General features: G+C 62.9%; 21 protein-coding genes. 11 read left to right on the plus strand and 10 right to left on the minus strand.

The genetic code is table 11. From position 1 onward, the window contains the following. Positions 1-3: 3 nt before the first annotated feature. Positions 4-1,620, minus strand: coding sequence for a sensor histidine kinase (locus TM49_RS14080; RefSeq protein WP_158498643.1), 1,617 nt, complete (start codon positions 1,618-1,620; stop codon positions 4-6). 169 nt (positions 1,621-1,789) lie between these two features. Here TM49_RS14080 and TM49_RS14085 point away from each other — a divergent pair, with 169 nt between their 5' ends. The 4 genes from TM49_RS14085 (at position 1,790) to thrS (ending at position 5,892) form a co-directional block, all read left to right on the plus strand. After that, on the plus strand, positions 1,790-2,416 hold the full coding sequence (locus tag TM49_RS14085) for a uracil-DNA glycosylase family protein (protein ID WP_045682168.1): 627 nt from the start codon (positions 1,790-1,792) through the stop codon (positions 2,414-2,416). 84 nt (positions 2,417-2,500) lie between these two features. Continuing rightward, positions 2,501-2,986, plus strand: a complete 486-nt coding sequence (locus TM49_RS14090) for an Lrp/AsnC family transcriptional regulator (RefSeq protein WP_045682170.1) — start codon at positions 2,501-2,503, stop codon at positions 2,984-2,986. Between the two features lie 102 nt (positions 2,987-3,088). After that, a complete protein-coding gene (locus TM49_RS14095) occupies positions 3,089-3,775 on the plus strand; it encodes an outer membrane protein (protein ID WP_045682172.1) in 687 nt (228 codons plus the stop codon). A gap of 137 nt (positions 3,776-3,912) precedes the next feature. Next, on the plus strand, positions 3,913-5,892 hold the full coding sequence (thrS, locus tag TM49_RS14100; RefSeq protein WP_045682173.1) for a threonine--tRNA ligase: 1,980 nt from the start codon (positions 3,913-3,915) through the stop codon (positions 5,890-5,892). Between the two features lie 97 nt (positions 5,893-5,989). Here thrS and TM49_RS14105 read toward each other — a convergent pair whose 3' ends face one another. Continuing rightward, on the minus strand, positions 5,990-6,787 hold the full coding sequence (locus TM49_RS14105; protein WP_158498644.1) for a glycosyltransferase family 25 protein: 798 nt from the start codon (positions 6,785-6,787) through the stop codon (positions 5,990-5,992). A 98-nt stretch (positions 6,788-6,885) separates the two neighbouring features. Then, a complete protein-coding gene (locus TM49_RS14110) occupies positions 6,886-7,833 on the minus strand; it encodes a hypothetical protein (protein WP_045682174.1) in 948 nt (315 codons plus the stop codon). Between the two features lie 122 nt (positions 7,834-7,955). Between TM49_RS14110 and TM49_RS14115 the strand changes: the two genes are divergently transcribed. Together TM49_RS14115 and TM49_RS14120 are read left to right on the plus strand one after the other, a co-directional pair. Continuing rightward, complete coding sequence (locus TM49_RS14115; protein ID WP_045682176.1) at positions 7,956-8,534, plus strand: nitroreductase family protein; 579 nt, start codon at positions 7,956-7,958, stop codon at positions 8,532-8,534. Between the two features lies 1 nt (position 8,535). Continuing rightward, positions 8,536-9,138 (plus strand): flavin reductase family protein, encoded by a 603-nt coding sequence (locus TM49_RS14120; RefSeq protein ID WP_045682178.1) that lies wholly within the window; start codon positions 8,536-8,538, stop codon positions 9,136-9,138. Positions 9,139-9,306: 168 nt separating this feature from the next. Here TM49_RS14120 and TM49_RS14125 read toward each other — a convergent pair whose 3' ends face one another. Both TM49_RS14125 and TM49_RS14130 read right to left on the minus strand, forming a co-directional pair. Continuing rightward, positions 9,307-9,987, minus strand: coding sequence for a hypothetical protein (locus tag TM49_RS14125; protein WP_144409570.1), 681 nt, complete (start codon positions 9,985-9,987; stop codon positions 9,307-9,309). 225 nt (positions 9,988-10,212) lie between these two features. Beyond that, entirely contained in the window at positions 10,213-10,785 is a 573-nt protein-coding gene (locus TM49_RS14130; protein WP_045685257.1) for an NADPH-dependent FMN reductase, read from the minus strand. Between the two features lie 165 nt (positions 10,786-10,950). Between TM49_RS14130 and TM49_RS14135 the strand changes: the two genes are divergently transcribed. Continuing rightward, positions 10,951-11,346, plus strand: coding sequence for a winged helix-turn-helix transcriptional regulator (locus TM49_RS14135; RefSeq protein ID WP_045682181.1), 396 nt, complete (start codon positions 10,951-10,953; stop codon positions 11,344-11,346). 20 nt (positions 11,347-11,366) lie between these two features. Here TM49_RS14135 and TM49_RS14140 read toward each other — a convergent pair whose 3' ends face one another. Beyond that, positions 11,367-12,077: a L,D-transpeptidase gene (locus TM49_RS14140; RefSeq protein WP_045682183.1), complete on the minus strand. Its 711-nt coding sequence runs from the start codon at positions 12,075-12,077 to the stop codon at positions 11,367-11,369. 234 nt (positions 12,078-12,311) lie between these two features. On the opposite strand from TM49_RS14140, the gene TM49_RS14145 reads away from it, so the two are divergent. Further along, on the plus strand, positions 12,312-13,076 hold the full coding sequence (locus TM49_RS14145; protein WP_045682184.1) for a glycosyltransferase family 25 protein: 765 nt from the start codon (positions 12,312-12,314) through the stop codon (positions 13,074-13,076). A 51-nt stretch (positions 13,077-13,127) separates the two neighbouring features. Here the strand turns inward: TM49_RS14145 and TM49_RS14150 are convergent, their stop codons facing one another. From TM49_RS14150 to parE, 4 genes are all read right to left on the minus strand, one after another. Then, positions 13,128-14,837, minus strand: a complete 1,710-nt coding sequence (locus TM49_RS14150) for an alpha/beta hydrolase (protein ID WP_082074749.1) — start codon at positions 14,835-14,837, stop codon at positions 13,128-13,130. A gap of 16 nt (positions 14,838-14,853) precedes the next feature. Beyond that, positions 14,854-15,783 (minus strand): patatin-like phospholipase family protein, encoded by a 930-nt coding sequence (locus TM49_RS14155; protein ID WP_045682186.1) that lies wholly within the window; start codon positions 15,781-15,783, stop codon positions 14,854-14,856. Between the two features lie 211 nt (positions 15,784-15,994). Beyond that, on the minus strand, positions 15,995-17,128 hold the full coding sequence (locus TM49_RS14160) for an esterase-like activity of phytase family protein (protein WP_045682188.1): 1,134 nt from the start codon (positions 17,126-17,128) through the stop codon (positions 15,995-15,997). Between the two features lie 172 nt (positions 17,129-17,300). Next, positions 17,301-19,358: a DNA topoisomerase IV subunit B gene (gene parE / locus TM49_RS14165; RefSeq protein WP_045682190.1), complete on the minus strand. Its 2,058-nt coding sequence runs from the start codon at positions 19,356-19,358 to the stop codon at positions 17,301-17,303. A gap of 470 nt (positions 19,359-19,828) precedes the next feature. Here parE and tpiA point away from each other — a divergent pair, with 470 nt between their 5' ends. The 3 genes from tpiA (at position 19,829) to TM49_RS14180 (ending at position 22,991) form a co-directional block, all read left to right on the plus strand. Continuing rightward, the gene (gene tpiA, locus TM49_RS14170) at positions 19,829-20,614 is read left to right on the plus strand and encodes a triose-phosphate isomerase (RefSeq protein ID WP_045682192.1); all 786 of its coding nucleotides are present in this window, start codon (positions 19,829-19,831) and stop codon (positions 20,612-20,614) included. Positions 20,615-20,725: 111 nt separating this feature from the next. Then, entirely contained in the window at positions 20,726-21,166 is a 441-nt protein-coding gene (secG, locus tag TM49_RS14175; RefSeq protein WP_045682194.1) for a preprotein translocase subunit SecG, read from the plus strand. 193 nt (positions 21,167-21,359) lie between these two features. Then, positions 21,360-22,991 (plus strand): CTP synthase, encoded by a 1,632-nt coding sequence (locus tag TM49_RS14180; RefSeq protein WP_045682196.1) that lies wholly within the window; start codon positions 21,360-21,362, stop codon positions 22,989-22,991. Positions 22,992-23,004: the final 13 nt, after the last annotated feature.

Consider the following 23,004-nt stretch of genomic DNA (forward strand, 5'->3'; position numbering starts at 1 on the left):
TGCTCATGCGGCATCGGCCGAGGTGCGGGCAGCGTCGAGCGCATCGATGATCTCGGCCTCGAGCTGTTCTTCCAGCATATGCTCCGCATCGGGAGCGGCCTGACGGGTATCGTCATTGGCGACCCTGCGGGCACGGCGCTTCAGCGCGGCGGCAAGGCGATCACGACCGGTGCGGGTCGTGGCCTCGACCTCGATGCTGTCGATGGCAAACGGAAGGCTTGCTGCCGGCGACAGCGGAAGCTGGGTCCCGCTCGTCGCTTCGACGACGGCGGCGGCCGGAAGGCTGACCACGCGCGCCGCCGGAAACAGCACGGCGGCGAGCGTGCCGTCGCCGGGCGCCGACTGCAGATCAAGGGTTGCCTGATGCGCGTCCGCCAGTCCGCTGACGATCGAGAGGCCGAGACCGAAGCCTTCGACGTTATCGGCATTGGCGCCGCGTGCGAAGGCATTCGTGGCCTCTGCCAGGGCTTGCGCGTCCATGCCGGCGCCATGGTCGCGCACGGCGAGATACTGGCCGCCCGTTTCGGTGAAGCCGGCGCTGACGATGATTTCGCTGCCATCGGGCGAGAATTTCACGGCATTGGACAACAGGTTGACCAGGATCTGCTTCAGCGCACGGCTGTCGGCCATCAGCGGCGACAGGCGCGCTTCGGCTTCGGTGCGGATGGCGATGCCGCGACGGGATGCCTCGCTGCCGGCGATCGCCATCGAGGCATCGATGATATCGCTCAGGAACACCGGCTGTTCGGTAAGGCGGTAGCCGCCGGCCTCGAGCCGCGACAGGTCGAGCACGCCGTCGATCATGTCGAGCAGGTGCCGGCCGGAGCGATGGATGTCGCCGGCATATTCGCGATAATAAGGATGGCCGATCGGGCCCATCATCTCGTTCTGCATGATTTCGGAAAAGCCGATGATGGCATTGAGCGGCGTGCGCAGGTCATGTGACATGGCGGCGAGGAAGGCGGACTTTGCCTTGCTGGCCTGCTCGGCGGTTTCGGCGGCGGCTTCGGCCTGGCGCAGGCTGTCGCTCAGCCGGGCATTCAGCGCGTCCTTCTCGCTCTCGCTGGCGCCGAGCGCCTTGTCGCTCTCGTCGATGTGGCTGTTGAAGAAGGCGATGAACACCATCACCACGGCAAGGGCGGCGGCAAGGCCGATATCGAAGGTGGAGCGGCTCTGCCAGGCGACGACGCCGAAGGCGGCGACGGCGGGCATGAAGACATGCCAGGCCGAGCGGGGCAGGGCGGCAGCGCTGAGTGCCATCATGGCGAGCGCGATGATGACCATGGCGCCCTTGAAAAAGGGCAGGGCAGTGCCGGAGCAGGCGCCGCAATCGATGAAGGCAAGCAGCGCCCAGGCGCCACCGGCAATCCAGTGGGCGCCGATGACGCGAGCGTTCCATTGGGCAAGCCGTTCGGCATCACCACCTTCGCGACGTGCGCGCCGGATCATGATGAGGGCGATTGCATGCAGGGCGAGTGCGGCGAGTGCCCAGAGAAGGAAGATGAGATCGCGGCCGAGATAGACGAAACCGGCCGATGTCAGCATCAGGAAAATGCCGAGCGCCGGAGCATTTCTATCGATGGTGGCAAGCGCCTGTCGGAAGCGTCCCGCTTCGGTCATTTCGGGGGCGCCTTCGGATATCACGGGTCTGTTGTCTCGGTTCAGCATCGCAATTCCCATCGTCGGTTGCTTTCAACCATAAGAAGGAATTGTTAAGAAATACCTTCCGTAAACGGTTTGTTAGCCCTGTTTGTTAACTGGGCGGCAAGCTTTCCGACAAAGGTGCCTCTTGCCTGAAGTTCCCGATCGCCTGGAAGGCACGATAGCGGCCTGCCGCATCTGTCGTGACTGTCCCGCCGGCGGGCCGGAGCGGCGGCTGCCGCATGAACCGCGTCCCGTCGCATGGCTTTCCCGGTCTGCGCGGGTTCTGATAGCGGGCCAGGCGCCGGGGCTGAGGGTCCACGAAACCGGCATCCCCTTCAACGACCGTTCTGGCGACAGGCTGCGCGACTGGATGGGCGTCGATCGCGACCGGTTCTATGATCGGGAGCGGTTTGCCATCCTGCCGATGGGCTTCTGCTTTCCGGGCTACGACGCGCGGGGCAGCGATCTGCCGCCGCGACGGGAATGCGCGCCGCAGTGGCGGGAGAGGGCTATGGCGTCGATGCCGCAGATCGAGCTGGTACTCGCCATCGGCATGTATGCGCAGGCCTGGCACATGGGGGAAGCGAGCCGCAAGACACTGACCGAGACCGTCCGCAACTGGCGCACGGCCTTCTTTGCCAACCAAGCGCCGCGCATCCTGCCGCTGCCGCATCCAAGTTGGCGCAACACGGCGTGGCTGAGGCGCAATCCCTGGTTCGAGGACGAGGTGTTGCCGGAGCTGAAGGCCGCCGTGCGGCTTTATGGCGGCTAGGCGGCGCGATGCCGGCGCGCGAATCCCTCTTTTCAACGGCGCCAGCAATGCTATAACAGCAAAAATTTTTTACGGAGGCTGGAAATGGACCGGTTGGATAGAAAGATTTTGCGTCTCCTGCAGGAGGATTCGACGCTGGCGGTTGCCGATATCGGCAAGAAGGTCGGGCTTTCGACCACGCCCTGCTGGCGGCGCATCCAAAAGATGGAGGAAGAGGGCGTGATCAAGCGGCGGGTTGCGCTGCTCGACCCGGAAAAGGTCAATGCCAATGTCACCGTCTTCGTTGCGATCCGCACCAACAGCCACTCGGTCGAATGGCTGAAGCGCTTTGCGGAAGTGATCGCCGACTTTCCGGAAGTGCTGGAATTTTACAGGATGAGCGGTGATGTCGACTATCTCCTGCGCGTGGTGGTTCCGGATATCGCGGCCTATGACGCTTTCTACAAGCGGCTGATCGCCAAGATCGAGATCCGCGATGTTTCGTCTTCCTTCGCCATGGAGCAGATCAAGTTCTCCACCCAGCTGCCGCTTGACTATATGCAACTGGACGCTGCACGCAGCGGCGATTGAGCCATTTTGCCGTCCGCGTTAACCCGCCGTAAACCTTAACGAGACGCTTTCTTAACGCTTCTCCGCTACCACTTTGGCGATTGTTCTTGAACGGAGTGGGGCATGAAGAAGTTTGCAGCGTCAATGCTGGCGGTCTATGCGGCGGGGGCGGCGCCAGGCCATGCGGCGGATGTCGTGGCGGTACCGTCGCCGCAGCCGTTCGTCTACCAGGAAGTCTATGTCGATGAGGAGCCGCAGTGGGACGGGCCGTTTGCCGGTCTGCGCGGCGGTTACGGCTGGAGCCGGGCGCGAGGAACGCTCTCCGGCTACGGGTCTTCGTCCGAAAACTTCGATGGCGCGATCGCCAGTGCCTTTGCCGGCTACAACAAGCAGCTCGGCAATGTGGTCCTCGGCGTCGAAGCCGATGCCGGCTATAACTGGGCCAACAAGAGCTATCCGACCGGTCTCGGCTTCAATGTCGAGGAGGGAACGGACTGGAACGGTTCGCTGCGCGGGCGTGTCGGCTATAGCTTCGGCAATCTCCTAGCCTACCTGACCGCGGGTGCCGCTGTTGCCAATTATTACGGCAAGGCGCTCAACGTCGACGTCAGCGATGCTCTCTACGGATATACGGTCGGCGCGGGCGTCGACTATGCCATCACAGACAACATTTTCGCCCGCCTCGAATACCGCTATACCGGCTATCCCGATCAGAAGGTGCTCGAGGATATCGCGCGCCTGGCCGGCACGGATGCAAAGCTCAACATGCATACCCACGCAGTCACCGCGGGCGTCGGCGTCAAGTTCTGATCCTGTCCCCATCCGATGGCAACGGCCTTGCGGCTTTACGCAGGGCAGTTTTTTTTATATTGAGCTGCCTCGTCGCCGTTCGAAACGGCATTTGTCCACCCGCATTCGTTGGCGGGACTGGTTTCAAGGAGAAGACAGTGTCAGACCAGATTTCCCTCATCTTTCCCGATGGCTCCAAGCGCGAATACGCCGCCGGCACGACCGGCCGCGACGTTGCCGAGTCCATTTCCAAGTCGCTGGCCAAGAAGGCCGTCGCGATAGCCCTTGATGGCGAACTGCGCGATCTCGCCGATCCGGTGACCGATGGCCGCATCGAGATCGTCACCCGCACCGATGACCGCGCACTGGAACTGATCCGCCACGACGCAGCGCACGTGATGGCCGAGGCCGTGCAGGAGCTCTGGCCCGGTACGCAGGTCACCATCGGTCCGGTGATCGAAAACGGCTTCTACTACGACTTCGCCCGCGAGGTTCCGTTCACCCCGGAAGACCTGCCGAAGATCGAGAAGAAGATGAAGGAGATAATCGCCCGCAACGCGCCCTTCACGAAGGAAGTCTGGTCGCGCGAGAAGGCCAAGCAGGTTTTTGCCGAGAAGGGCGAAGCCTACAAGGTCGAACTCGTCGACGCGATCCCCGAAGGCCAGGACCTAAAGATCTATCACCAGGGCGATTGGTTCGACCTTTGCCGTGGTCCGCACATGACCTCGACCGGCCAGATCGGCAACGCCTTCAAGCTGATGAAGGTGGCCGGTGCCTATTGGCGCGGTGACAGCAACAATCCGATGCTGACCCGTATCTATGGCACGGCCTGGGCCGACCAGAAGGACCTCGACGCCTATCTGACCTTCCTCGAGGAGGCCGAAAAGCGCGACCATCGCCGCCTCGGCCGCGAGATGGACCTGTTCCATTTCCAGGAAGAGGGGCCGGGCGTCGTGTTCTGGCATTCCAAGGGCTGGCGGATGTTCCAGTCGCTGACCGCCTACATGCGTCGTCGGCTCGCCGGAAACTATGAGGAGGTCAATGCGCCGCAGGTGCTCGACACCTCGCTGTGGAAGACGTCCGGCCACTGGGAATGGTATCGCGAAAACATGTTCGCCGTGGCCTGCGCCGACGAGGAAGCGGAAGACAAGCGCGTCTTCGCGCTGAAGCCTATGAACTGCCCCGGGCACGTTCAGCTCTTCAAGCATGGCCTCAAGTCCTACCGCGAACTGCCTATTCGCTATGCGGAATTCGGTGTCGTGCACCGCTACGAGCCTTCGGGCGCGATGCATGGCCTGATGCGCGTGCGCGGCTTCACGCAGGATGACGCCCACGTCTTCTGCACCGAAGAGCAGCTTGCCGACGAGTGCCTGAAGATCAACGACCTGATCCTGTCGGTCTATGAGGATTTCGGCTTCAACGAGATCGTGGTGAAGCTTTCCACCCGTCCCGAAAAGCGTGTGGGTTCCGATGAGAGCTGGGATCACGCGGAAGAGATCATGACCTCGGTTCTGAAGACCATCGAGGAACAGTCCGGTGGTCGCATCAAGACCGGTATCCTGCCGGGCGAGGGCGCGTTCTACGGGCCGAAGTTCGAATATACGCTGAAGGACGCGATCGGTCGCGAATGGCAGTGCGGCACGACCCAGGTCGATTTCAACCTGCCGGAACGCTTCGGCGCCTTCTACATCGACTCGACCTCGGAAAAGAAGCAGCCGGTCATGGTCCACCGCGCCATCTGCGGTTCGCTGGAGCGTTTCCTCGGCATCCTGATCGAGAATCATGCCGGCCATATGCCGCTCTGGTTCGCGCCGATGCAGGTGGTGGTCGCGACCATCACGTCGGAGGCCGATGGCTATGGCGAGAAGGTTGCGAAGAAGCTGCGGGCCGCAGGCCTGTCCGTCGAGACCGACTTCCGCAACGAGAAGATCAACTACAAGGTCCGCGAACACTCCGTCGCCAAGGTCCCGGTCATTCTCGTCTGCGGTATGCGCGAGGCCGAGGAGGAGACGGTCAATATCCGCCGTCTCGGCTCCCGCGACCAGCAGTCGATGTCGCTTGCCGAGGCGCTTGCCATGCTGGTCGAAGAGGCGACGCCGCCCGATCAGGTGCGAGCGCTTGCGGAAGCTGCCGAGTGATCAGAGCAACTCCAGGTGAAGCGGGTACCGTTTCACCGGTGGAAATTGCGCCACAACAAAGAAAAAGGGCGGGGCCATCGGCTCCGCCTTTTTCCGTTCAGCCGAACTCGACCATCTGCTTGCGGTTGCCGGCGATGCGGTTCCTCAGCCGCAGCGAATAGAACCGCAGCCGGTCCATGATCCGAAAGCCGAAGCGCTCGAGTGCATTGCTGCCATAGGAGCGGCGGAAGGCCGGGACCGGGATATCGGTCTCGAAGCGCTTGGCGCCCTTGTCCTCCGGCACCAGCCCGTCCTGAACGCAGAGTGCCGGCGTCATCTGGTAGACGGTGAGGCTGAGCTTGCCGCGCCGGCGCGGGTTGAAGATCAGCGAATCGACGCCGATCGCGATCCTGTCGCTGGCGGCGAGAAGTTTTTCCGCACCGGCCCGGCTCAGCGCATAGCCGGCGGCACCCAAGTGGTTGCCGACCAGCCGGTGGATCGCTCGACCCTCGGCGCTGCCGACGGGCGCCGAATGCATCTCCACGGCCTTCAGGTGGGTCTCGAGCTTGACGACGTCGGCGCCCTCCGGAAACCAGCGATCCGGCTCGTCGAAGATCGGCTTCAAGCCGGTGGCGAGATGAGCATCGTCCTCGAAGAAGGAGGCCACCTTCGCATCGCTGGCGAGAAAGCGCTTCCAGGCCTCCATATGGCTCAGATAGCAGGCGATCTGCGCCGCGTTCAGCTCCTGGCTTCCCGCCTGCGGATAGGCGGAGAGCGCCTTCACGCGCTCCTGCGAGAGCGTCGCGCCATCCACGGCGGGGATCCGCTCGAAGGATATGCCGTTCTGCTCGAACTGGTCGGCCATGTGCGCCAGCCTGTCAGGGCGCCGTTCGAGATTGATAAGATATGCCTGCAAATGCATGCCCCCTGCATTTGATGGCAGCACTCTCCCTTCCGGAAAAGATGCTGCCGCCCCACATTGTCAAACATCGACAGGAAGAAGCTCTGCCTGCCTCAGTCGACGGTTTCGGCCGACATGTCCTGGTCGTCGACATTGGCCGCATCCTCGCTGATCAGCAGTTCGACATGCTGCGTCTGCCCCGGCGAGACCGAGAAGCTCTTTTCATAGACATCCTGCTTGTTGCGGGCAACGACGGTATAATTGCCCTCGGCGAGGATCATCGTCGGATAGACGCTGCCACTTTCGGTGAGCACATCGCCGGAAGCACCGAGCACCGTCCATGCCGTATCGGCGAGTGCTTCGCCGCCGGCCTCGGCGACGAGTTTCAGCGTCACTACGGCGGCGTGCTGCTTCAGCGTCGCTTCGGTGATTTCACCGGCCCGGACCTTCAGCCGCGCCTGGGTTTCGGCATTGAGATCGCCATAGGTGGAGACGATTTCATAGGTTCCTTCGCGCAGCCGCACGATCGTCTGGGGGGAAATGTCATCAATCACGAGTTCGCGCTGCCGGCCGCTGTCGTTGTATATGGCGAAGCGCAGCTTGTCGGCGTCGGCGGGCAGGGTATCGCCGAGCGTGGCATTGAGCACCAACCCGCCCGCATTGAGCACGAAGGTGAGCGTGTCGTCGCCGCCGGTGCGCTCGACGGAAACCCGGCGCGTCGTCGAGGCCCGGCCAAAGGCGCAATTGATGAAGTAGTCGCCGACGGGCAGCGTCAGCGTCTGGATGCCGCCCTCGGCCGAGGCCACGAGCTGGAGCTGGCCGCGGGCGTCGGGAACGGTGGTGAACACTCGCCAGGTGAGGCCGTCCTGCATCAGTCCGCCGCCTTCGGTGAGGCTCGCCTGAAGCGTGATCGCCCGCTTGTCGCCGGGCGTCGCTGTCCCGCGCATCGGCGCGAACGGATCGGCCTGCGCCATGGCCTGCCCGGTGACGAGGCAGAGGGCGAGCGTTAGGAGGACAAGCAGTCTTGCAAAGGGCAGCGCGTGGACGCGGTTTCGATACATGCGGGTCGCCGGTTGACTTGCGAGAGGCAAGCGTTCACTTCAGTTCAGGAAAGAGTTCTGACCCGATTATGATGGCGTTTTCAAGAGCGTCACGTGAGTTTTTGATCCGAAAGAGGTTTGCCTTGAAGAATGATGCCGTCATCGATTTTCTGAAGACCCGCCGCTCCACCCCTGTGCTGCAGCTGGCCGAACCGGGCCCAGGCAAGGCCGAGCTGGAAGAGATGCTGACGATCGCGTCACGCGTGCCCGACCACGGCAAGCTCGCGCCCTGGCGTTTCATCGTTTATGCCGGCGAGGCGCGCGCGGAGGTGGGTGATGCGCTCGCCGCCATTGTGGCCGCCGATGATCCCACGGCAAGCGCGGAGCGCCTCGACCTTGAGCGCAAGCGCCTCAGCCTCGCGCCGGTCGTCGTCGGTGTGGTCTCGACGGCATCCATCCATCCGAAGATCCCGGAGTGGGAGCAGATCATGTCGGCGGGGGCCGCGAGCTACAATCTCCTCGCCGCTGCCAACGCCTTCGGCTACGGCGCCACCTGGCTGACTCAGTGGTACGCCTTCGACGAGCGCGCCTTTGCTGCACTCGGCGTGGCCGATGGCGAGAAGGTCGCGGGGTTCGTGCATATCGGGACCCGCAAGGAGGCGCCGTTCGAGCGGCCGCGCCCCGCGCTTGCCGATGTCGTGACGTGGCGAGGCGCGCTCTGATATGTTCTACACCACCGACACCAATGCCCATGGCCTGCCGCACGATCCGTTCAAGGCGATCGTCTCGCCGCGTCCGATCGGCTGGATCGGCTCGCGCAGCAGCGCCGGTCAAGACAATCTCGGGCCATATTCCTACTTCAACGCCGTTTCCGATCGGCCGAAGGTGGTGATGTTTTCGTCGAGCGGCATCAAGGACAGTGCCCGCAACATTCAGGAAACCGGTGTCTTCACCGTCAGCCTGGCGGGGCTTGCTCTGGCGCAGCAGATGAATACGTCGTCGGCGCCGCTGCAGTCGGGCGAGAGCGAGTTCGTGGCTGCGGGCCTGACGGCTGTGCAGGGGCGGCTGGTCGATGCGCCCTTCGTCGGCGAGGCCTATGCCGCACTCGAATGCCGCATGACCGCGATCATGGACGTTCCGACGCTTGACGGGGTGCCGTCATCCAACACCATGATCTTCGGTCAGGTGGTCGGCATCCATATCCGTGAGGACGCGATCACCGAGGCCGGGCGCCTCGATATGGCAAAGGTCCGACCGCTCGGCCGCATGGGCTACATGGACTACTGCGCATCAGGCGATATATTCGAGATGAAGCGACCGTCATAAAATACTGTTATTACAATTCTTTCTGTTTTACGGGTGGGTTGGATTCGTGGGCGTGGAGCGGCATGCCTTGTTTCACCGCAATGCCGTGAACGAGGATCGAGCCGACGGCGACGGCATACCAGACGAAATAGTTGTCGGTCCGCTCGATGCTCCGTGCAGTTGTCGCGCTCAGGCGGCGCCGAAGGCGTTCTTGATGATGCCGATGTGGGCCGGATGGGCGGCGAGCTTGCCGGCAAAGCCGTTGCGGGCGGCGCGATGGCACGACGTCTCGAAGGCGCCCGAGGCGCTCTCCGCACCGGTGAAATCGATTGCCGGAATACCGAGATTGCGGGCGGCAAGCATGGTCGTCACCGCGCCGTGACGCGCGACGTCGTTGCCGGCATGACCACCATCGAGCGGCCCGGCGTCATAGCCGAGTGCGATCAGCCGTCCGGGCTTGTGGACGAAATGGCGGGCGTTCAGCAGGCCGCCGCCATTGTCGCCGATCATCGCGATCAGCGCGATCGCGCCTTCCTCCAGCCCCTCGCGGGCTTCGACCACCCGCAGCAGCGTTTCGGCCATCTGGATGCGTGCGGCACTTTCAACGCCGCGCAGGATGATGCCGTCGGGGGCAGCCCGCGCCGCCTCGGTGAAGCCGGCGACGTTGTAGGCCTGCGAAATCGGCTCGCAGATGAGGAAGATGGGCAGCGATGGCAGGATGCCACGGAGACTTTCGACCCGATCGCCGAGGTCGCCGTCGCCCGTTGCCGGAAGGCAGAGACAGTCGGGATAGGATTGCGTCAGATCGAAGGGAAGAGGGGTGTCGGCGGCCGGTCCCAGCATCCAGACCTTCATGCGGCGAATGTCCATCGTCATTCTCCTCCATCTTGAGCGCGGCCCGATTCTCGGCGGCGGCTCGGTCTCACGCAAGGCAGGATGATCCGATTTGCGTCACATGCAAGCGGTGGCCGGGCCTTTCCACTTGATTTGTGACAGTTTTGCGTCCGCTGCCATTTTGGGTGGATTTTTCGGCATGGAATCGAAACGGCCCCCGCAGGGGCCGTCCAGCTGTCGTCGGTGGCTTCGCCTGCAGACTTAGCCTTCAGCGCGCATGCTGGCGAGCGGGCCCGCCCATTTGTAAAGCTCGTCCAGCAGACCGGTGGCACCGGCCTTCATCTCGTCATTCGCCGTGAACGCGCCGTTCTCATCGATGAATTTCGGGAAGAAGGGTACCGGCACGACCTGCGGCAGGGCGTGGGCATTCTGGGTGCCGATCAGCGAGCGCAGCTCCTGCGAGGCGCGCAGACCACCGGAGATGCCGCCATAGCTGACGATACCGGCGGGCTTGTAGGCCCATTCCTTCGACAGGGCCTGCAGCGCATTGATCAGCGAGGCCGGCGGGAAGTAGTCGTATTCGGGCGTCACGAAGATGAATGCGTCGGCCGAGGCAACGCTCGCGCTCCACTTCTTTGTATGCTCGTGCGTATATTCCTGCATGCGCGGATGCTTGGGTTCGTCGAGAAGCGGCAGGCCGAAGGCTTCGAGATCGACGAGCTCGACTTCAAACTTGCCGTGCTCGCGGGCAAAGGCATCAACCCATTTGGCAATGGTGGGCCCGACCCGACCGGGGCGGGTGCTGCCGATAATGATATTAAGCTTCATGAATATCTCCTGTCGGGCCGCCCTGATGGCAACCCTGTCAGGCCTCTTGGTTGGACTGTTGCGTCGCCGCTGGTGGGAGGTCGCGGCCGCGGATGTCACAGAATGTGACTTGCTCTAACTATGTGACCGACTATCGTGCTGCAAGGACGTAATTTGCAAGGACCAGGTCACATGGATTTGACCACCAGCAATGACAGGATCAGGCATGTTTTCGGCGAATGCCGCCGGGTGGCGCCGGTTCTCGCGCGGGTCGGCGACAAGTGGTCGGTGCTGGTCATCATGGCGCTGATCGACGGCCCCTGCCGGTTCAATGCACTGAAGCGGCGAATCGACGGCATCTCGCAACAGATGCTCACCCGGGTTCTGAAGCTTTTGGAACGCGACGGCATGGTGACCCGAACCACCTATCCAACCAATCCCCCACAGGTCGAATATGCCCTGACGGAGCTGGGCCTGTCGCTGAGCGAACCGGTGATGGCGCTGGGAAGCTGGGTGCGGGGAAATATCGACCGTATCGAGGATGCGCGGGAGCGCTATGACGGTCGGGTCGGCGCTGGACCGGCCTGAAGAAGGCCGGCCCCTGTCGATTACTGAAGCACGACGATCGGCGTCGGCAGGTTGTTCACACGGTTGTAAAGGTCGATGACATCCTGGTTCAGCATGCGGATGCAGCCTGAGGAAACGGCCTTGCCGATGGAGGTCCATTCCGGGTTGCCGTGAACGCGATAGAGCGTGTCCTTACCGTTCTCGAAGATATAGAGCGCGCGGGCGCCGAGCGGGTTCATCGGACCGCCTTCCATGCCGCCGTTCTTCTCCGAATAGATCTCGAGCTTCGGATCGCGCTCGATCATTTCCTTCGGCGGGAACCACTTCGGCCATTCCTGCTTCCACTTGATGACGCCATTGCCGCCCCAGGAGAAGCCGGCGCGGCCGATGCCGACACCGTAGCGCATGGCCTTGCCATTCTCGCCGACGAGGTAGAGGAAACGGTTGGGGGTATCGACCACGACGGTGCCGGGAGCCTTGCCGGTCGGGTCCTGCACTTCCTGGCGGTAGTACATCGGATCGATCTGGTTCCACGGCACGGCCGGAATGATGAAACCGCCGTCTTCCTTCTGGCCATACATCTCGTTGAGTTCTGCAACAGTGTAGGGAGAGCCCTGAACACGCGGGGAAGGAGGAACCGCGGGCATGGACGGCGTTACGGTGCGGTCGCTTACGCAGCCCGCCAGAACGGCAGTGGTAGATACGGCGCCGAGGAGGAAAGTTCGGCGCGACATCGTGTTGGAAACGAGCATTCAGGCCTCATATTTTGGTAGTAAGCTTATCTTTAACGGCTTGTAGCCGAGCGCGTTTGCGCTTCATAGCAATGTCTCTTCACAATCCCGGCATTTCGCAACTTGGTTGGAGAGTGTGACCAAATTCCATCATTTTTTCGCGGGCGAGCCGCCCCGCCGCGGCCGCCGGCGATTGCGCGAAGGGGCGCGTTGCAGTACCAAGCCACTGATTTCCACAAGCCCGCGACAGGTCCCATGCCGCACATCAAGGCGTTCGTCATCAACGTTGCTTCCAACACCTACCGCCGCGACCATTTTATGGCGCAGGCGGAACGGCTCGGCATGCCCGTCACGGTCTTTGACGCGGTGACGCCGCAGACGATGGATATGTCGGAGCTTCGCTACGACGAGGGGCGGGCGCGCCGGTTCACCGGCCGGCCGATGATGGAGACAGAAAAGGCATGTGCCCTCAGCCATCTCAGCCTGTGGCGCGCGCTGCAGCGGGACGAGATCGCCGATTATTACCTTATCCTTGAGGACGACGCTGTCATTGCCAGGGATATCGCGGCCGTGCTCGCGGAAATCGATCTGGCGCCTATCGATTTTCTCAAACTCAGTGGCAAGAAGGAGCGGCCGATGCGGGTCGTTTCCGAACTTGCGAGCGGCGCGCGGCTCGTCCGCTACGCCTTCGGGCCGCTCGATACGGCTGCCTACCTGGTTTCCAGGCGCGGGGCTGAGCGCCTTGCGGCCTATTGCACGCAACTGTTCACACCGCTCGACCTGATGATGGACCGGTCTTACGATCACGGCGTGCCGGTCTATGGCGTCATGCCTTATCCCGTCCATGCCGAGTTCTGCATGGACCCCGAGCATCCGCTGTTCAGCGATATCGGTACCCGCGGCAAGTTCGCTGACGATATCACCCTTCTGGAGCGCATCACGGTCCGCCTCCACAGGATCGTCGGCAGCGTGAAGCGCCAGCTTTCGGCGCTGATGCTGCGATTCAGTTCGGCTCCGTAACCTCCGGAAAAGGTGGCGTTTTCCGCCACCAATTCCGGATGTTTTCGAACGTCAGGGCATCTTGCAGCCCGTATCCTTTCCAAGATTGCAGATCGCCTTCAAAGCTTCGGTTTGTTCCTGGCTCCAGTCCGGCGGGTTGGAGATGGCGACCCAGGCGTCGATATATTCGTGCGCCAGATAGTTGTGGCCGTAACCAGCCGGCAGGGCCTTTGAAAGCGCCATATCGAGGGCAAGCTGGAACTGGGTGACCACCGGCACGAATCGCAGGTCCGGCGAAACGTCGGGCGCCGGCTCCTCGCGCATCCATTCCGGCTCGCGGAACACCGATCCAGGCTCGAAGAACACGATCGGGTCGGAGGCATGCTGCAGGAAGACGATGCGGATTCGACCCCATGCGTCACCTTGTTCCTGCGGGGTCACGAACTGCGATGAAAAGCGTGCCACCTCGCCCTGGTCGACTTCCGGCAGAACGTAGGGCGAACCCGGATTGCGCGCCGCAACCGTGCGTCGCCAGATGTCCGAGGGGAAGGGCGGGCCGGTCCAGAGCGCACCGGCGACCGGCTCGTCCAGCATCTGGAAGACGTTGAACGAATACATCGATGACCATGCGCCGAGGCTGATACCGTGCATGTAGAGCTGCGGCCGGCTGTCTTCCGGCAACGTCCGCCAGTAACGGTAAATCTCCTCCATCGTCGCACTCGCCTGCTCAAGCCCGGTCGTGGTCTCGAAGATCAGCGCCAGCGGCGACTGCAGGAACGAGTACTGCACGGCCACCGTCGCAACGTCGCCGTCCTGCATGAATTCGAGCGTGTCGTGGGCACCGGGATCGAGCCAGCCGGTGCCGGTGGGGCTTGCGACCAGCAGGATGCGGCGATCGAAAGCACCGAGGCGCTGCAGTTCCGCGAGCGCGATACGCGCCCGCTCATGCGGGTCGTCATCCTGCGAGCGGCCGACATAGACGCGGATCGGACGCTGGGCCGGGCGGCCGGTGAAGCGGGCGATATCATCGGCGGACGGTGCACCGGTCACGAAGTTGCGGCCCGGCTGGCCCATGGCGGCCCAGTCAACGAGGGAGCCGGGGCCGCCGGCGATGAAGGAATCATCCGGGGCAGGCGGCGCCGTCTCGAACAGGTCCTGCGCGGTCTCGTAGCTTTCGTCGAGGAAATCGATGGCGGAGGGAAGCACCCAGTCGCGGGAAGCAACGAAGACGATGCCGAGCACGATCACAAGGCCGAGCAGATTGGCTGCCCGCGGCGCCATCACCCGGTAGAGCCGGACGCGAACGGCATCGAAGGCGAGCTGGAAGCCGGAACCGATGAGAAACAGAACGGCGAAGATGGCAAGGCCGATCGCCAGCACGCCGAGCACGGTCGCACCGTCTTCCGGATCCATGCCGACACGGATGCGCACCGAGTTCTGCCAGTGCGCGGCCATGGCCAGACAGAAGACCAGCAGCGCCAGCGCCGCGCCGACCAGGAGGCCATGCAGCCACAAAGCCCGGCGGCCCCTTGCTTCAGGAAACTGCATGCCGCGCCAGAGCGAAACGCAGAAACGGCCAATCATGTAGCCAAGCGCCATCACCAGGCCGGCAAGTGCGCCCTGCAGCGGCCATGCCCGCGGAATGAGCGAGGGCGTCAGCGAGGCGGCGAAGAAGGCAAGCCCGAGTGCAAGCGCCACGTAGCTGATGAAATGACGACGTGGCCTTGAGGCGGCCGATGTGCTGGCCGATGCGCCAGTTGATTTCTGAAGGCTGGAGCGCATCCTGCTGACCCGTTTCCTAGATTTTGTTGATATCGACAAGCGCGGCGACCCTGCGCTTGAAAGCGTCCTGTTCTCTGTCTGCCGCGACGAGAATGTCTTCGATCGCGAAAAAGTCCATCGGTGAGAAGCTGCCGACGGCCGGAGCGATGAACAGGTCCGGCCGCGCGTATTTGAGTTTTTCCATGACGATCGAGTGCTGGGTGATGGCAAGCGAACCAGCCCAGGTTTCGAACGAGCTAGGGATGTCGTCGGATCTTTCCGTTGTTGTGCCGGTCACGTCGATGGCAATGGTGGCATAGGCGGCATTGTCGAGCAGGTCGAACGGCGTCGGGTTGACGAAGCCGCCGTCGATCAGCACCCGTCCGTCGCGCTGCACCGGCGTCAGCAGAACCGGCAGCGCCGAGGAGGCGGCGATCGCCGAGAGCAGCGGACCCGAGCGCATGACATATTCGGCCTGATCGTAGAAATCGGTGGCGACGACCGTCAGCGGAATGCCGAGATCGGCAAAGTCCGCCGGAAAATCGAGAGGCAGCGCCGCAGCAAGCAGCACCTCCGGCTCGATGACAGCCGGGCGGAAAAGGTTGACGAGCGAACCCCAGGTGTCGCCGCTGTCGATCAGCAGTCGCTTGAAGAGCGACTGGCGCTCGGAAAAGAGATCGAGCGTGTACTCGCGGATCTGCTGCCCGCTCATGCCGGAACAATAGAGCGCGCCGAGGATCGAGCCCATCGATGTGCCGGCCACCTGCTTCGGTCGGATGCCGAGGCTGTCGAGGCTCTCAAGATAGGGGATATGGGCGAAGGCCTTGGCCGCGCCGCCGCCTAGCGCCAGCGCGAATCCATCGCCGGCGGACGCCGTTCCGCTGGTCGGTGCGGCTCCTTCGGCGAAGGCCTTTCCGGCGACCAGTGTGGCGCCGCTGGCCAGGAGGAAGTTTCGACGGGAAGCCATTGTTTCAGACCGATAATTTGTTTCTCTTCGATCTGACTATAGAGGGCGCGTTCGCCTGCGACAAGCCGGACAAGCGGGCTTCTGGACATGCAGTTAACGTGGCGCATTAACCCGTTAATTGGGATTATCAATAAATATAACTAACGTATTGTAATTTATGGTTAACATGATTGTGGCCACGCCAAACTTCGCCGGCGCGGCCAACTGAGGCTCAATGGCTGGCAAGCGGCGCGGTCCCGATCGCGAAGGCGAGGAACTGGGTCTTCTGCTCGGCATTGAAGTTGTTGTCGGAGGCCAGCACGAGCAGGTCGTTGCCATCGGCATCCCTGCCCACGGTCATCGCCTCGATATTGTCCGGCTTGAGGCCGATCGCACCGAGGTCAAGGACCAGCGACTTCGCCACCGGCACGATGGTTTCTTCGCTTGTGGCAAGCGCCGGTACGGCGGAAACATCCGTCGCGCCGCGAAGGTCGACGAGGAACAGGCGGATGGTGAAGCCGGCATTCTCAGCAAAGCTGCGCTCGGCCACGAGAAGCCGGTGTTCGTCGAGCGCCATCATGTCCGAAACGCCGTTATCGTTCCATTGTCCGCCATCGATCGGGGCATGCGGGATCGGGTCGATCATGTAGACATACTGACCGGCGGGCGTGCCGCTTTTGGCATCATAACGCACGATGCGGGTCGGGCTCGCCGTTGTCAGCGTCGAGATCGGGCCGTCCTGAGAGAGCGCAGATTCATTTGCGACGAGCACATCGCCGGAAGGCAGCAGGGCAATGCTTTCGAAGGCGTTGTTGTTGCGAATGCCGCTGGTCTTGTCCGTTGTCGGGGCGAAACCATCGGGCAGGGCGAATTCGCGGACGAAGGTGCCGTCGCGCGCGGTGATGCGAACGAAGGGCGCGATCATCGCGTTGGCATCGCCCTCGCTTGACCAGATAAGGCCCTCCGGGAGGACACGGATCTGTTCGGGATCGACGGCCTTTTCGGCGAAGGTGCTGCCGTCCTTGTCCTTCAGCGTCACCGTGCGGACCACGGTGACATCGCCGATGCCGTCCTTGCCGGCGGCGATGTCGAGTTTGTAGAAGCGTGCGGGTGCCTTTTGCGAGCGGTCATCCGAGATGGCGATGTAGTGGCCGGTTGCGGCATCATAGTCGAGCCCGGAGATGCCGCCGAATTCGACCTCGTCGAAGGCGGTCCCGGTTTCGATTGCCGCCTCGCTGACAAAGGTCAGGCTGATGGCATTCTCGCAATCGTTGATCGGGCAATCGACGGAGACCGTCTTGCCCGGTTCTGCCGCCGCGGCAGCGCCGGCGGAAAGCATCAGAAGGGTTGTGAGCAGGATTTTCATGGCAGCGACCTCGTTGAAGGGGCGGCCATGGGTTCAAATCGGTGCCGCCGTCCGCAAGGTTAACTGCGCTCGTTCGGTATCACCCGTATGACGACGGGCCGCAATACGAAGCCAATTGTGCGGCGCCTGTGCGCAGCCGAAGCGCTTCTTGTAGTTAACGTGTCCCGAGGTGTCAGATATCGAGGTTTTCCGCGAAGGCGGCGTTGTCCTGGATGAAGCGGAACCGTGCCTCGGCCTTGGTGCCCATCAGGTCCTCCACCGCGGTCTTGGTGCCCTCGAAGTCGACCTCGTCGATATCGACCCTCAAAAGCGTGCGCTTCTTGGGGTCCATCGTGGTTTCCTTGAGCTGAGCCGGAAGCATCTCGCCAAGCCCCTTGAACCGGCTGATCTCGACCTTGCCGCGCCCGTTGAACATCGTCCGCATCAGTTCCTCGCGGTGAGCGTCGTCGCGGGCATAGGCGGTCTTGCCGCCCTGGGCCAGCTTGTAGAGTGGCGGGACGGCCAGATAGAGGTGCCCCTGCCGGATCAACTCCGGCATCTCCGTGTAGAAGAAGGTGATCAGAAGCGAGGCAATGTGGGCGCCGTCGACGTCGGCATCGGTCATGATGACGATGCGTTCGTAGCGCAGGTCCTCTTCACGGTACTTCGTCCGCGTGCCGCAGCCGAGCGCCTGGATGAGATCGGCAAGAAGCTGGTTGGCGGTGAATTTGTCGCGGCCGGCACTGGCCACGTTCAGGATCTTGCCTCTGAGCGGCAGGATCGCCTGATTGGTGCGGTTGCGCGCCTGCTTGGCCGAGCCGCCAGCCGAATCGCCCTCGACGAGGAAGAGCTCTGCGCCTGCAGCGGTGTTCTGCGAGCAGTCGGCAAGCTTGCCCGGAAGGCGCAGCTTTTTGACTGCGGTTTTGCGGTTGACCTCGCGCTCCTTGCGGCGGCGCAGCCGCTCCTCGGCGCGCTCGATCACCCAGTCGAGCAGCTTTTCCGCTTCCGCCGGATTGGCCGAGAGGTAGAGATCGAAGGGATCGCGTAGCGCGTTCTCGACGATGCGCTGGGCTTCAACGGTCGCCAGCCGGTCTTTGGTCTGGCCGACGAATTCCGGCTCGCGGATGAAAACCGACAGCATGCCGATCGCCGAAATCATCACGTCGTCGGTAGTGATCTGGGCGCCCCGCTTGTTGCCGATCATCTCGGCATAGTTTCTGAGCCCGCGCATCAGCGCCTGGCGCAGGCCGGCCTCATGCGTGCCGCCCTCGGGAGTCGGCACGGTGTTGCAGTAGGAATGGACATTGGGGTCGCCGCCATACCAGGCAACGGCCCATTCGACGGCGCCGTGGCCGCCGGTCTTTTCCGTCTTGCCGGCGAACATCTCGCGGGTGACGGTGAAATCCTTGCCGATGGTGGCGGCGAGATAGTCCTTCAGCCCGTCGGGGAAGTGGAACACGGCTTTTGCCGGAACGTCCTCCTTGCCCTCGACCAGCGACGGTTCGCAGGACCAGCGGATTTCGACGCCGCCGAAGAGATAGGCCTTGGAGCGCGCCATGCGGAAGATGCGGGCCGGATCGAAGCGGGCGCGGGCGCCGAAGATCTCGGGATCGGGGTGAAACCGCGTGCGGGTGCCGCGACGGTTCTGGACAGGGCCGAGGTCTTCCAGCCCGCTCTGCGGCACGCCGCGTGAAAACGTCTGGCGCCAGAGCCGCCGGTCGCGGGCGACCTCGACTTCCAGCATGTCGGAAAGCGCGTTGACCACCGAGACACCGACGCCATGCAGACCGCCCGAGGTCTCGTAGGCCTTGCCATCGAACTTGCCGCCGGCATGGAGCTTGGTCATGATCACTTCGAGTGTCGACTTGCCGGGGACCTGCGGATGGTTTTCCACCGGTATGCCGCGACCGTTGTCGGTGACGGTCAGCGTGCCGTCGGTGTCGAGATAGACGTCGATGAAATCGGCATGGCCGGCCACCGCTTCGTCCATCGAGTTGTCGATCACCTCGGCGAAGAGATGGTGCAGGGCCTTCTCGTCCGTGCCGCCGATATACATGCCGGGCCGCATGCGCACGGGCTCGAGCCCCTCGAGCACGCGGATCGACGAGGCGCCATAATCACCGGAGGGCGCTTCCGCAGAAGCGCGCGCACGCGGCGGCTCGGGCGCAGGGCGCGAGGGCTCTTCCGGCGGCGTTCCGGCTTTCTTGTTCGTTCCGGACAGATCGGCGAAAAGATCTTTGCTGTTATCCACGGCGGGCTGCTCTTCAGATTCAGGTTTGCTCGCGCCTTAGCGCGAATCATTCTTCTATTTTGACAAATATTGCCGGTTTAAGCGATGCTGCGGCAAATTGTCGCGGAAAGGGTGTGGAAAGGTTCTCGTTTCTTCAGCGGCCAACACAGGGGAATGCGACACTTGCGGATGCCGGCCGCCATTTAAATCGAAATCAAACCGATTTGCATCCGGGCTAACCATATTTGGGCGCAACTTGTTCTAGCGCAAAGTATTTTCCCCTCAGCGGGCGCAACTGAGCCTCCCGGCAAGGCTCTCATTTGCGTATCCTGAGTGAATAACGGATGAAGGTGGTTGGTGAAGGAGAAGCTTTGGTTTGCCGTGCACGTGTTCAAGAGCCGGCACGACCGGGAATCTAGATTGGCGCACCGTTTCCACACCGGCAGGCCTGCCCGTCGGGATGGCGGCGCCAAAGGGGAGTATGAGAATAGATGACGTCCGATATCCGCCCGCTCGTGGCCGGCAACTGGAAAATGAACGGAACGCGGTCCTCGCTTGACCAGATTCGCGCGATTGCGCACGGGGTCAGCGGTCCGCTTTCGCGCAAACTCGACGCCCTGATCTGCCCGCCGGCGACGCTTCTCTACGTGGCGACGACGCTGACGGTGGACACGCGCCTGATGATCGGCGCCCAGGATTGCCACCAGAAGGCACGCACCGGCGCCCATACCGGCGATATCTCCGCCGAGATGATCCGCGATTGCTTTGCCACCCATGTCATCGTCGGCCATTCCGAGCGGCGCCAGGAATATGGCGAGAGCAATCATCGCGTATTGCTGAAGGCCCGCGCCGCCTACGACCAGGGGCTGACCGCGATCATCTGCATCGGCGAGACCCGCGAAGAGCGGGCCGAGGGCCGGACGATGGAGGTGCTCCACCGCCAGCTCCGTGGTTCGCTGCCCGATGATGCGACGGCGGCCAACACGATCATCGCCTATGAGCCGGTCTGGGCCATCGGCACCGGTCAGACGCCGCGGGCCGATGAAGTGGCGAAGGTGCATGCGCGCATCAGGGCCGACCTTGTCGCGCGTTTCGGCGAGGGCGGGGAGACGATACGCCTGCTCTATGGCGGCTCGGTCAATCCGGGCAATGCGAAGGAGCTTCTCGGCATCCCGCATGTCAACGGCGCCCTCATTGGCGGTGCCAGCTTGAAGGCGGCCGACTTCCTCTCCATCTATCACGCATACGAGGATATCCTGTCGTCCGTCGAGGCCTGAGGAGCGTCTGCAAAAAGGGGTTTCATTGCGCGCGCGGCTCATGTAGAGAAGCGCCAGATATTCCCAGCTTTCGCCCCGCAGGCTTCTTTTGCGGGGCCGGATTGGACAATCATGCAGACGGTACTGATCGTAATTCATCTGATAATTGTCGTGGCGCTCGCCGGTGTCATCCTCATCCAGAGGTCGGAAGGCGGCGGTCTCGGCATCGGCGGTGGCTCCGGTTTCATGACGGCGCGCGGCACGGCGAATGCGTTGACGCGCACGACCGCCATTCTCGCGGCGCTGTTCTTCGTGACCTCGCTCGGGCTCGGCATCCTCGCCCGTTATCAGGACAACCCCTCCGACATTCTCGACCGGATCGAGCAGAACGCGTCGACCGACGAGCAGGGCATCCTTGACCAGCTTGGCGGCTCGATCACTTCCGAGACACCGGCAACCGACGGCTCGGCGGTTCCGACCTCCGGCGACAGCGCGGCACCCGCGACGGACGCTCCGGCGGTCAGCACGCCGGCGCAGGATTCGAACGCCACCGGCGTTCCCACCGGCGACTGAGCGCCGACATATGACCAGACCCTGATCCGGCGGACCGAAAAGCCCGCCGGATTTTCTTTGAGCCAACCACCGGCGCGCGCTGCGGCACGAGCCGGCGGGTTAGCGTTGTTTTGACAATGGACCGGGGATGCCACGGCTTTTTTGAAGAAAGGCTCTGGCAGAATCGGCAGAGAAACGGTATCGGAATAAGCCCATGGCGCGATATATCTTCATCACCGGCGGCGTGGTTTCCTCACTTGGAAAAGGCATAGCCGCAGCAGCACTCGGAGCATTGCTGCAGTCACGGGGCTACAGGGTCCGGCTCAGGAAGCTCGACCCCTACCTCAACGTCGATCCGGGCACCATGAGCCCGACACAGCACGGTGAGGTCTTCGTCACTGACGACGGAGCGGAGACCGACCTCGATCTTGGCCATTACGAGCGCTTTACCGGCCGCTCGGCGACCAAGACCGACAACATCACCACCGGCCGCATCTACAAGAACATTCTCGACAAGGAACGCCGCGGCGACTATCTCGGCGCGACCGTGCAGGTCATTCCGCACGTCACCAACGAGATCAAGGAATTCGTGCTTGAGGGCAACGAGGACTTCGATTTCGTGCTCTGCGAGATCGGCGGTACGGTCGGCGACATCGAGGCCATGCCGTTCATGGAGGCGATCCGCCAGCTCGGCAACGACCTGCCGCGCGGCAACGCCGTCTATGTTCATCTGACGCTGATGCCCTATATCCCGGCGGCCGGCGAGCTGAAGACCAAGCCGACCCAGCATTCGGTGAAGGAACTGCAGGCGATGGGCATTCATCCCGACATCCTGCTGGTGCGCGCCGACCGCGAAATTCCGGAAGCCGAACGGCGCAAGCTGTCGCTGTTCTGCAACGTGCGGTCCTCCGCCGTCATCCAGGCGCTCGACGTTGCCAATATCTACGACGTTCCGCTCGCCTATCACCGCGAGGGTCTCGATGACGAGGTGCTGCACGCCTTCGGTATCGATCCGGCGCCCGTGCCGCGCATGGATGCGTGGAAGGAAGTCGGCGAGCGCATCCGCACGCCTGAGGGCGAGGTGACGATCGCCGTCGTCGGCAAGTATACCGGCCTCAAGGACGCCTACAAGTCGCTGATCGAGGCGCTCGCCCACGGCGGCATCGCCAATCGGGTCAAGGTGAAACTCGAATGGATCGAATCGGAGATCTTCGAGAAGGAAGACCCGACGCCCTACCTGGAAAAGGTTCACGGCATTCTGGTGCCCGGCGGCTTCGGCGAGCGCGGCTCGGAAGGCAAGATCCGCGCGGCGCGGTTTGCCCGCACCCACAAGGTTCCCTATTTTGGCATCTGCTTCGGCATGCAGATGGCCGTGATCGAGGCGGCGCGAAACCTCGCCGGCATCAAGAACGCGTCCTCGACCGAATTCGACCGCAACGCGGCCGAGCCCGTCGTCGGCCTGATGACCGAATGGGTGAAGGGCAACGCGCTTGAAAAGCGCAGCGACACCGACGATCTCGGCGGCACCATGCGTCTTGGCGCCTACAAGGCGCGGCTTGGCGGCGATACCAAGATTGCGGATATCTACGGTTCCACCGAAATCTCCGAGCGCCACCGTCACCGCTATGAGGTGAACTTCGGCTATCGCGAGAAGCTCGAATCCTGCGGCCTGGTGTTCTCCGGCACCTCGCCGGACGGCGTGCTGCCGGAAACCATCGAATATGCCGATCATCCGTGGTTCATCGGTGTTCAGTATCACCCGGAACTGAAGAGTCGGCCGCTGCAGCCGCATCCGCTGTTCTCGAGCTTCATCGCCGCGGCGCTGGAGCAGAGCCGGCTGGTCTGAGCGGCGAAGGACG

The organism is Martelella endophytica, from assembly GCF_000960975.1.
GTDB classification, from domain to species: domain Bacteria; phylum Pseudomonadota; class Alphaproteobacteria; order Rhizobiales; family Rhizobiaceae; genus Martelella; species Martelella endophytica.

What these genes read in the sequence shown, in the direction of transcription:
- TM49_RS14080 (WP_158498643.1), bottom strand. Translation starts at nt 1,620, where the DNA reads ATGACCGAAGCGGGACGCTTCCGACAGGCGCTTGCCACCATCGATAGA.
- TM49_RS14090 (WP_045682170.1), top strand. Translation starts at nt 2,501, where the DNA reads ATGGACCGGTTGGATAGAAAGATTTTGCGTCTCCTGCAGGAGGATTCG.
- TM49_RS14095 (WP_045682172.1), top strand. Translation starts at nt 3,089, where the DNA reads ATGAAGAAGTTTGCAGCGTCAATGCTGGCGGTCTATGCGGCGGGGGCG.
- TM49_RS14110 (WP_045682174.1), bottom strand. Translation starts at nt 7,833, where the DNA reads ATGTATCGAAACCGCGTCCACGCGCTGCCCTTTGCAAGACTGCTTGTC.
- TM49_RS14120 (WP_045682178.1), top strand. Translation starts at nt 8,536, where the DNA reads ATGTTCTACACCACCGACACCAATGCCCATGGCCTGCCGCACGATCCG.
- TM49_RS14125 (WP_144409570.1), bottom strand. Translation starts at nt 9,987, where the DNA reads ATGGACATTCGCCGCATGAAGGTCTGGATGCTGGGACCGGCCGCCGAC.
- TM49_RS14135 (WP_045682181.1), top strand. Translation starts at nt 10,951, where the DNA reads ATGGATTTGACCACCAGCAATGACAGGATCAGGCATGTTTTCGGCGAA.
- TM49_RS14140 (WP_045682183.1), bottom strand. Translation starts at nt 12,077, where the DNA reads ATGCTCGTTTCCAACACGATGTCGCGCCGAACTTTCCTCCTCGGCGCC.
- TM49_RS14145 (WP_045682184.1), top strand. Translation starts at nt 12,312, where the DNA reads ATGCCGCACATCAAGGCGTTCGTCATCAACGTTGCTTCCAACACCTAC.
- TM49_RS14150 (WP_082074749.1), bottom strand. Translation starts at nt 14,837, where the DNA reads ATGCGCTCCAGCCTTCAGAAATCAACTGGCGCATCGGCCAGCACATCG.
- TM49_RS14155 (WP_045682186.1), bottom strand. Translation starts at nt 15,783, where the DNA reads ATGGCTTCCCGTCGAAACTTCCTCCTGGCCAGCGGCGCCACACTGGTC.
- TM49_RS14160 (WP_045682188.1), bottom strand. Translation starts at nt 17,128, where the DNA reads ATGAAAATCCTGCTCACAACCCTTCTGATGCTTTCCGCCGGCGCTGCC.
- tpiA (WP_045682192.1), top strand. Translation starts at nt 19,829, where the DNA reads ATGACGTCCGATATCCGCCCGCTCGTGGCCGGCAACTGGAAAATGAAC.
- secG (WP_045682194.1), top strand. Translation starts at nt 20,726, where the DNA reads ATGCAGACGGTACTGATCGTAATTCATCTGATAATTGTCGTGGCGCTC.
- TM49_RS14180 (WP_045682196.1), top strand. Translation starts at nt 21,360, where the DNA reads ATGGCGCGATATATCTTCATCACCGGCGGCGTGGTTTCCTCACTTGGA.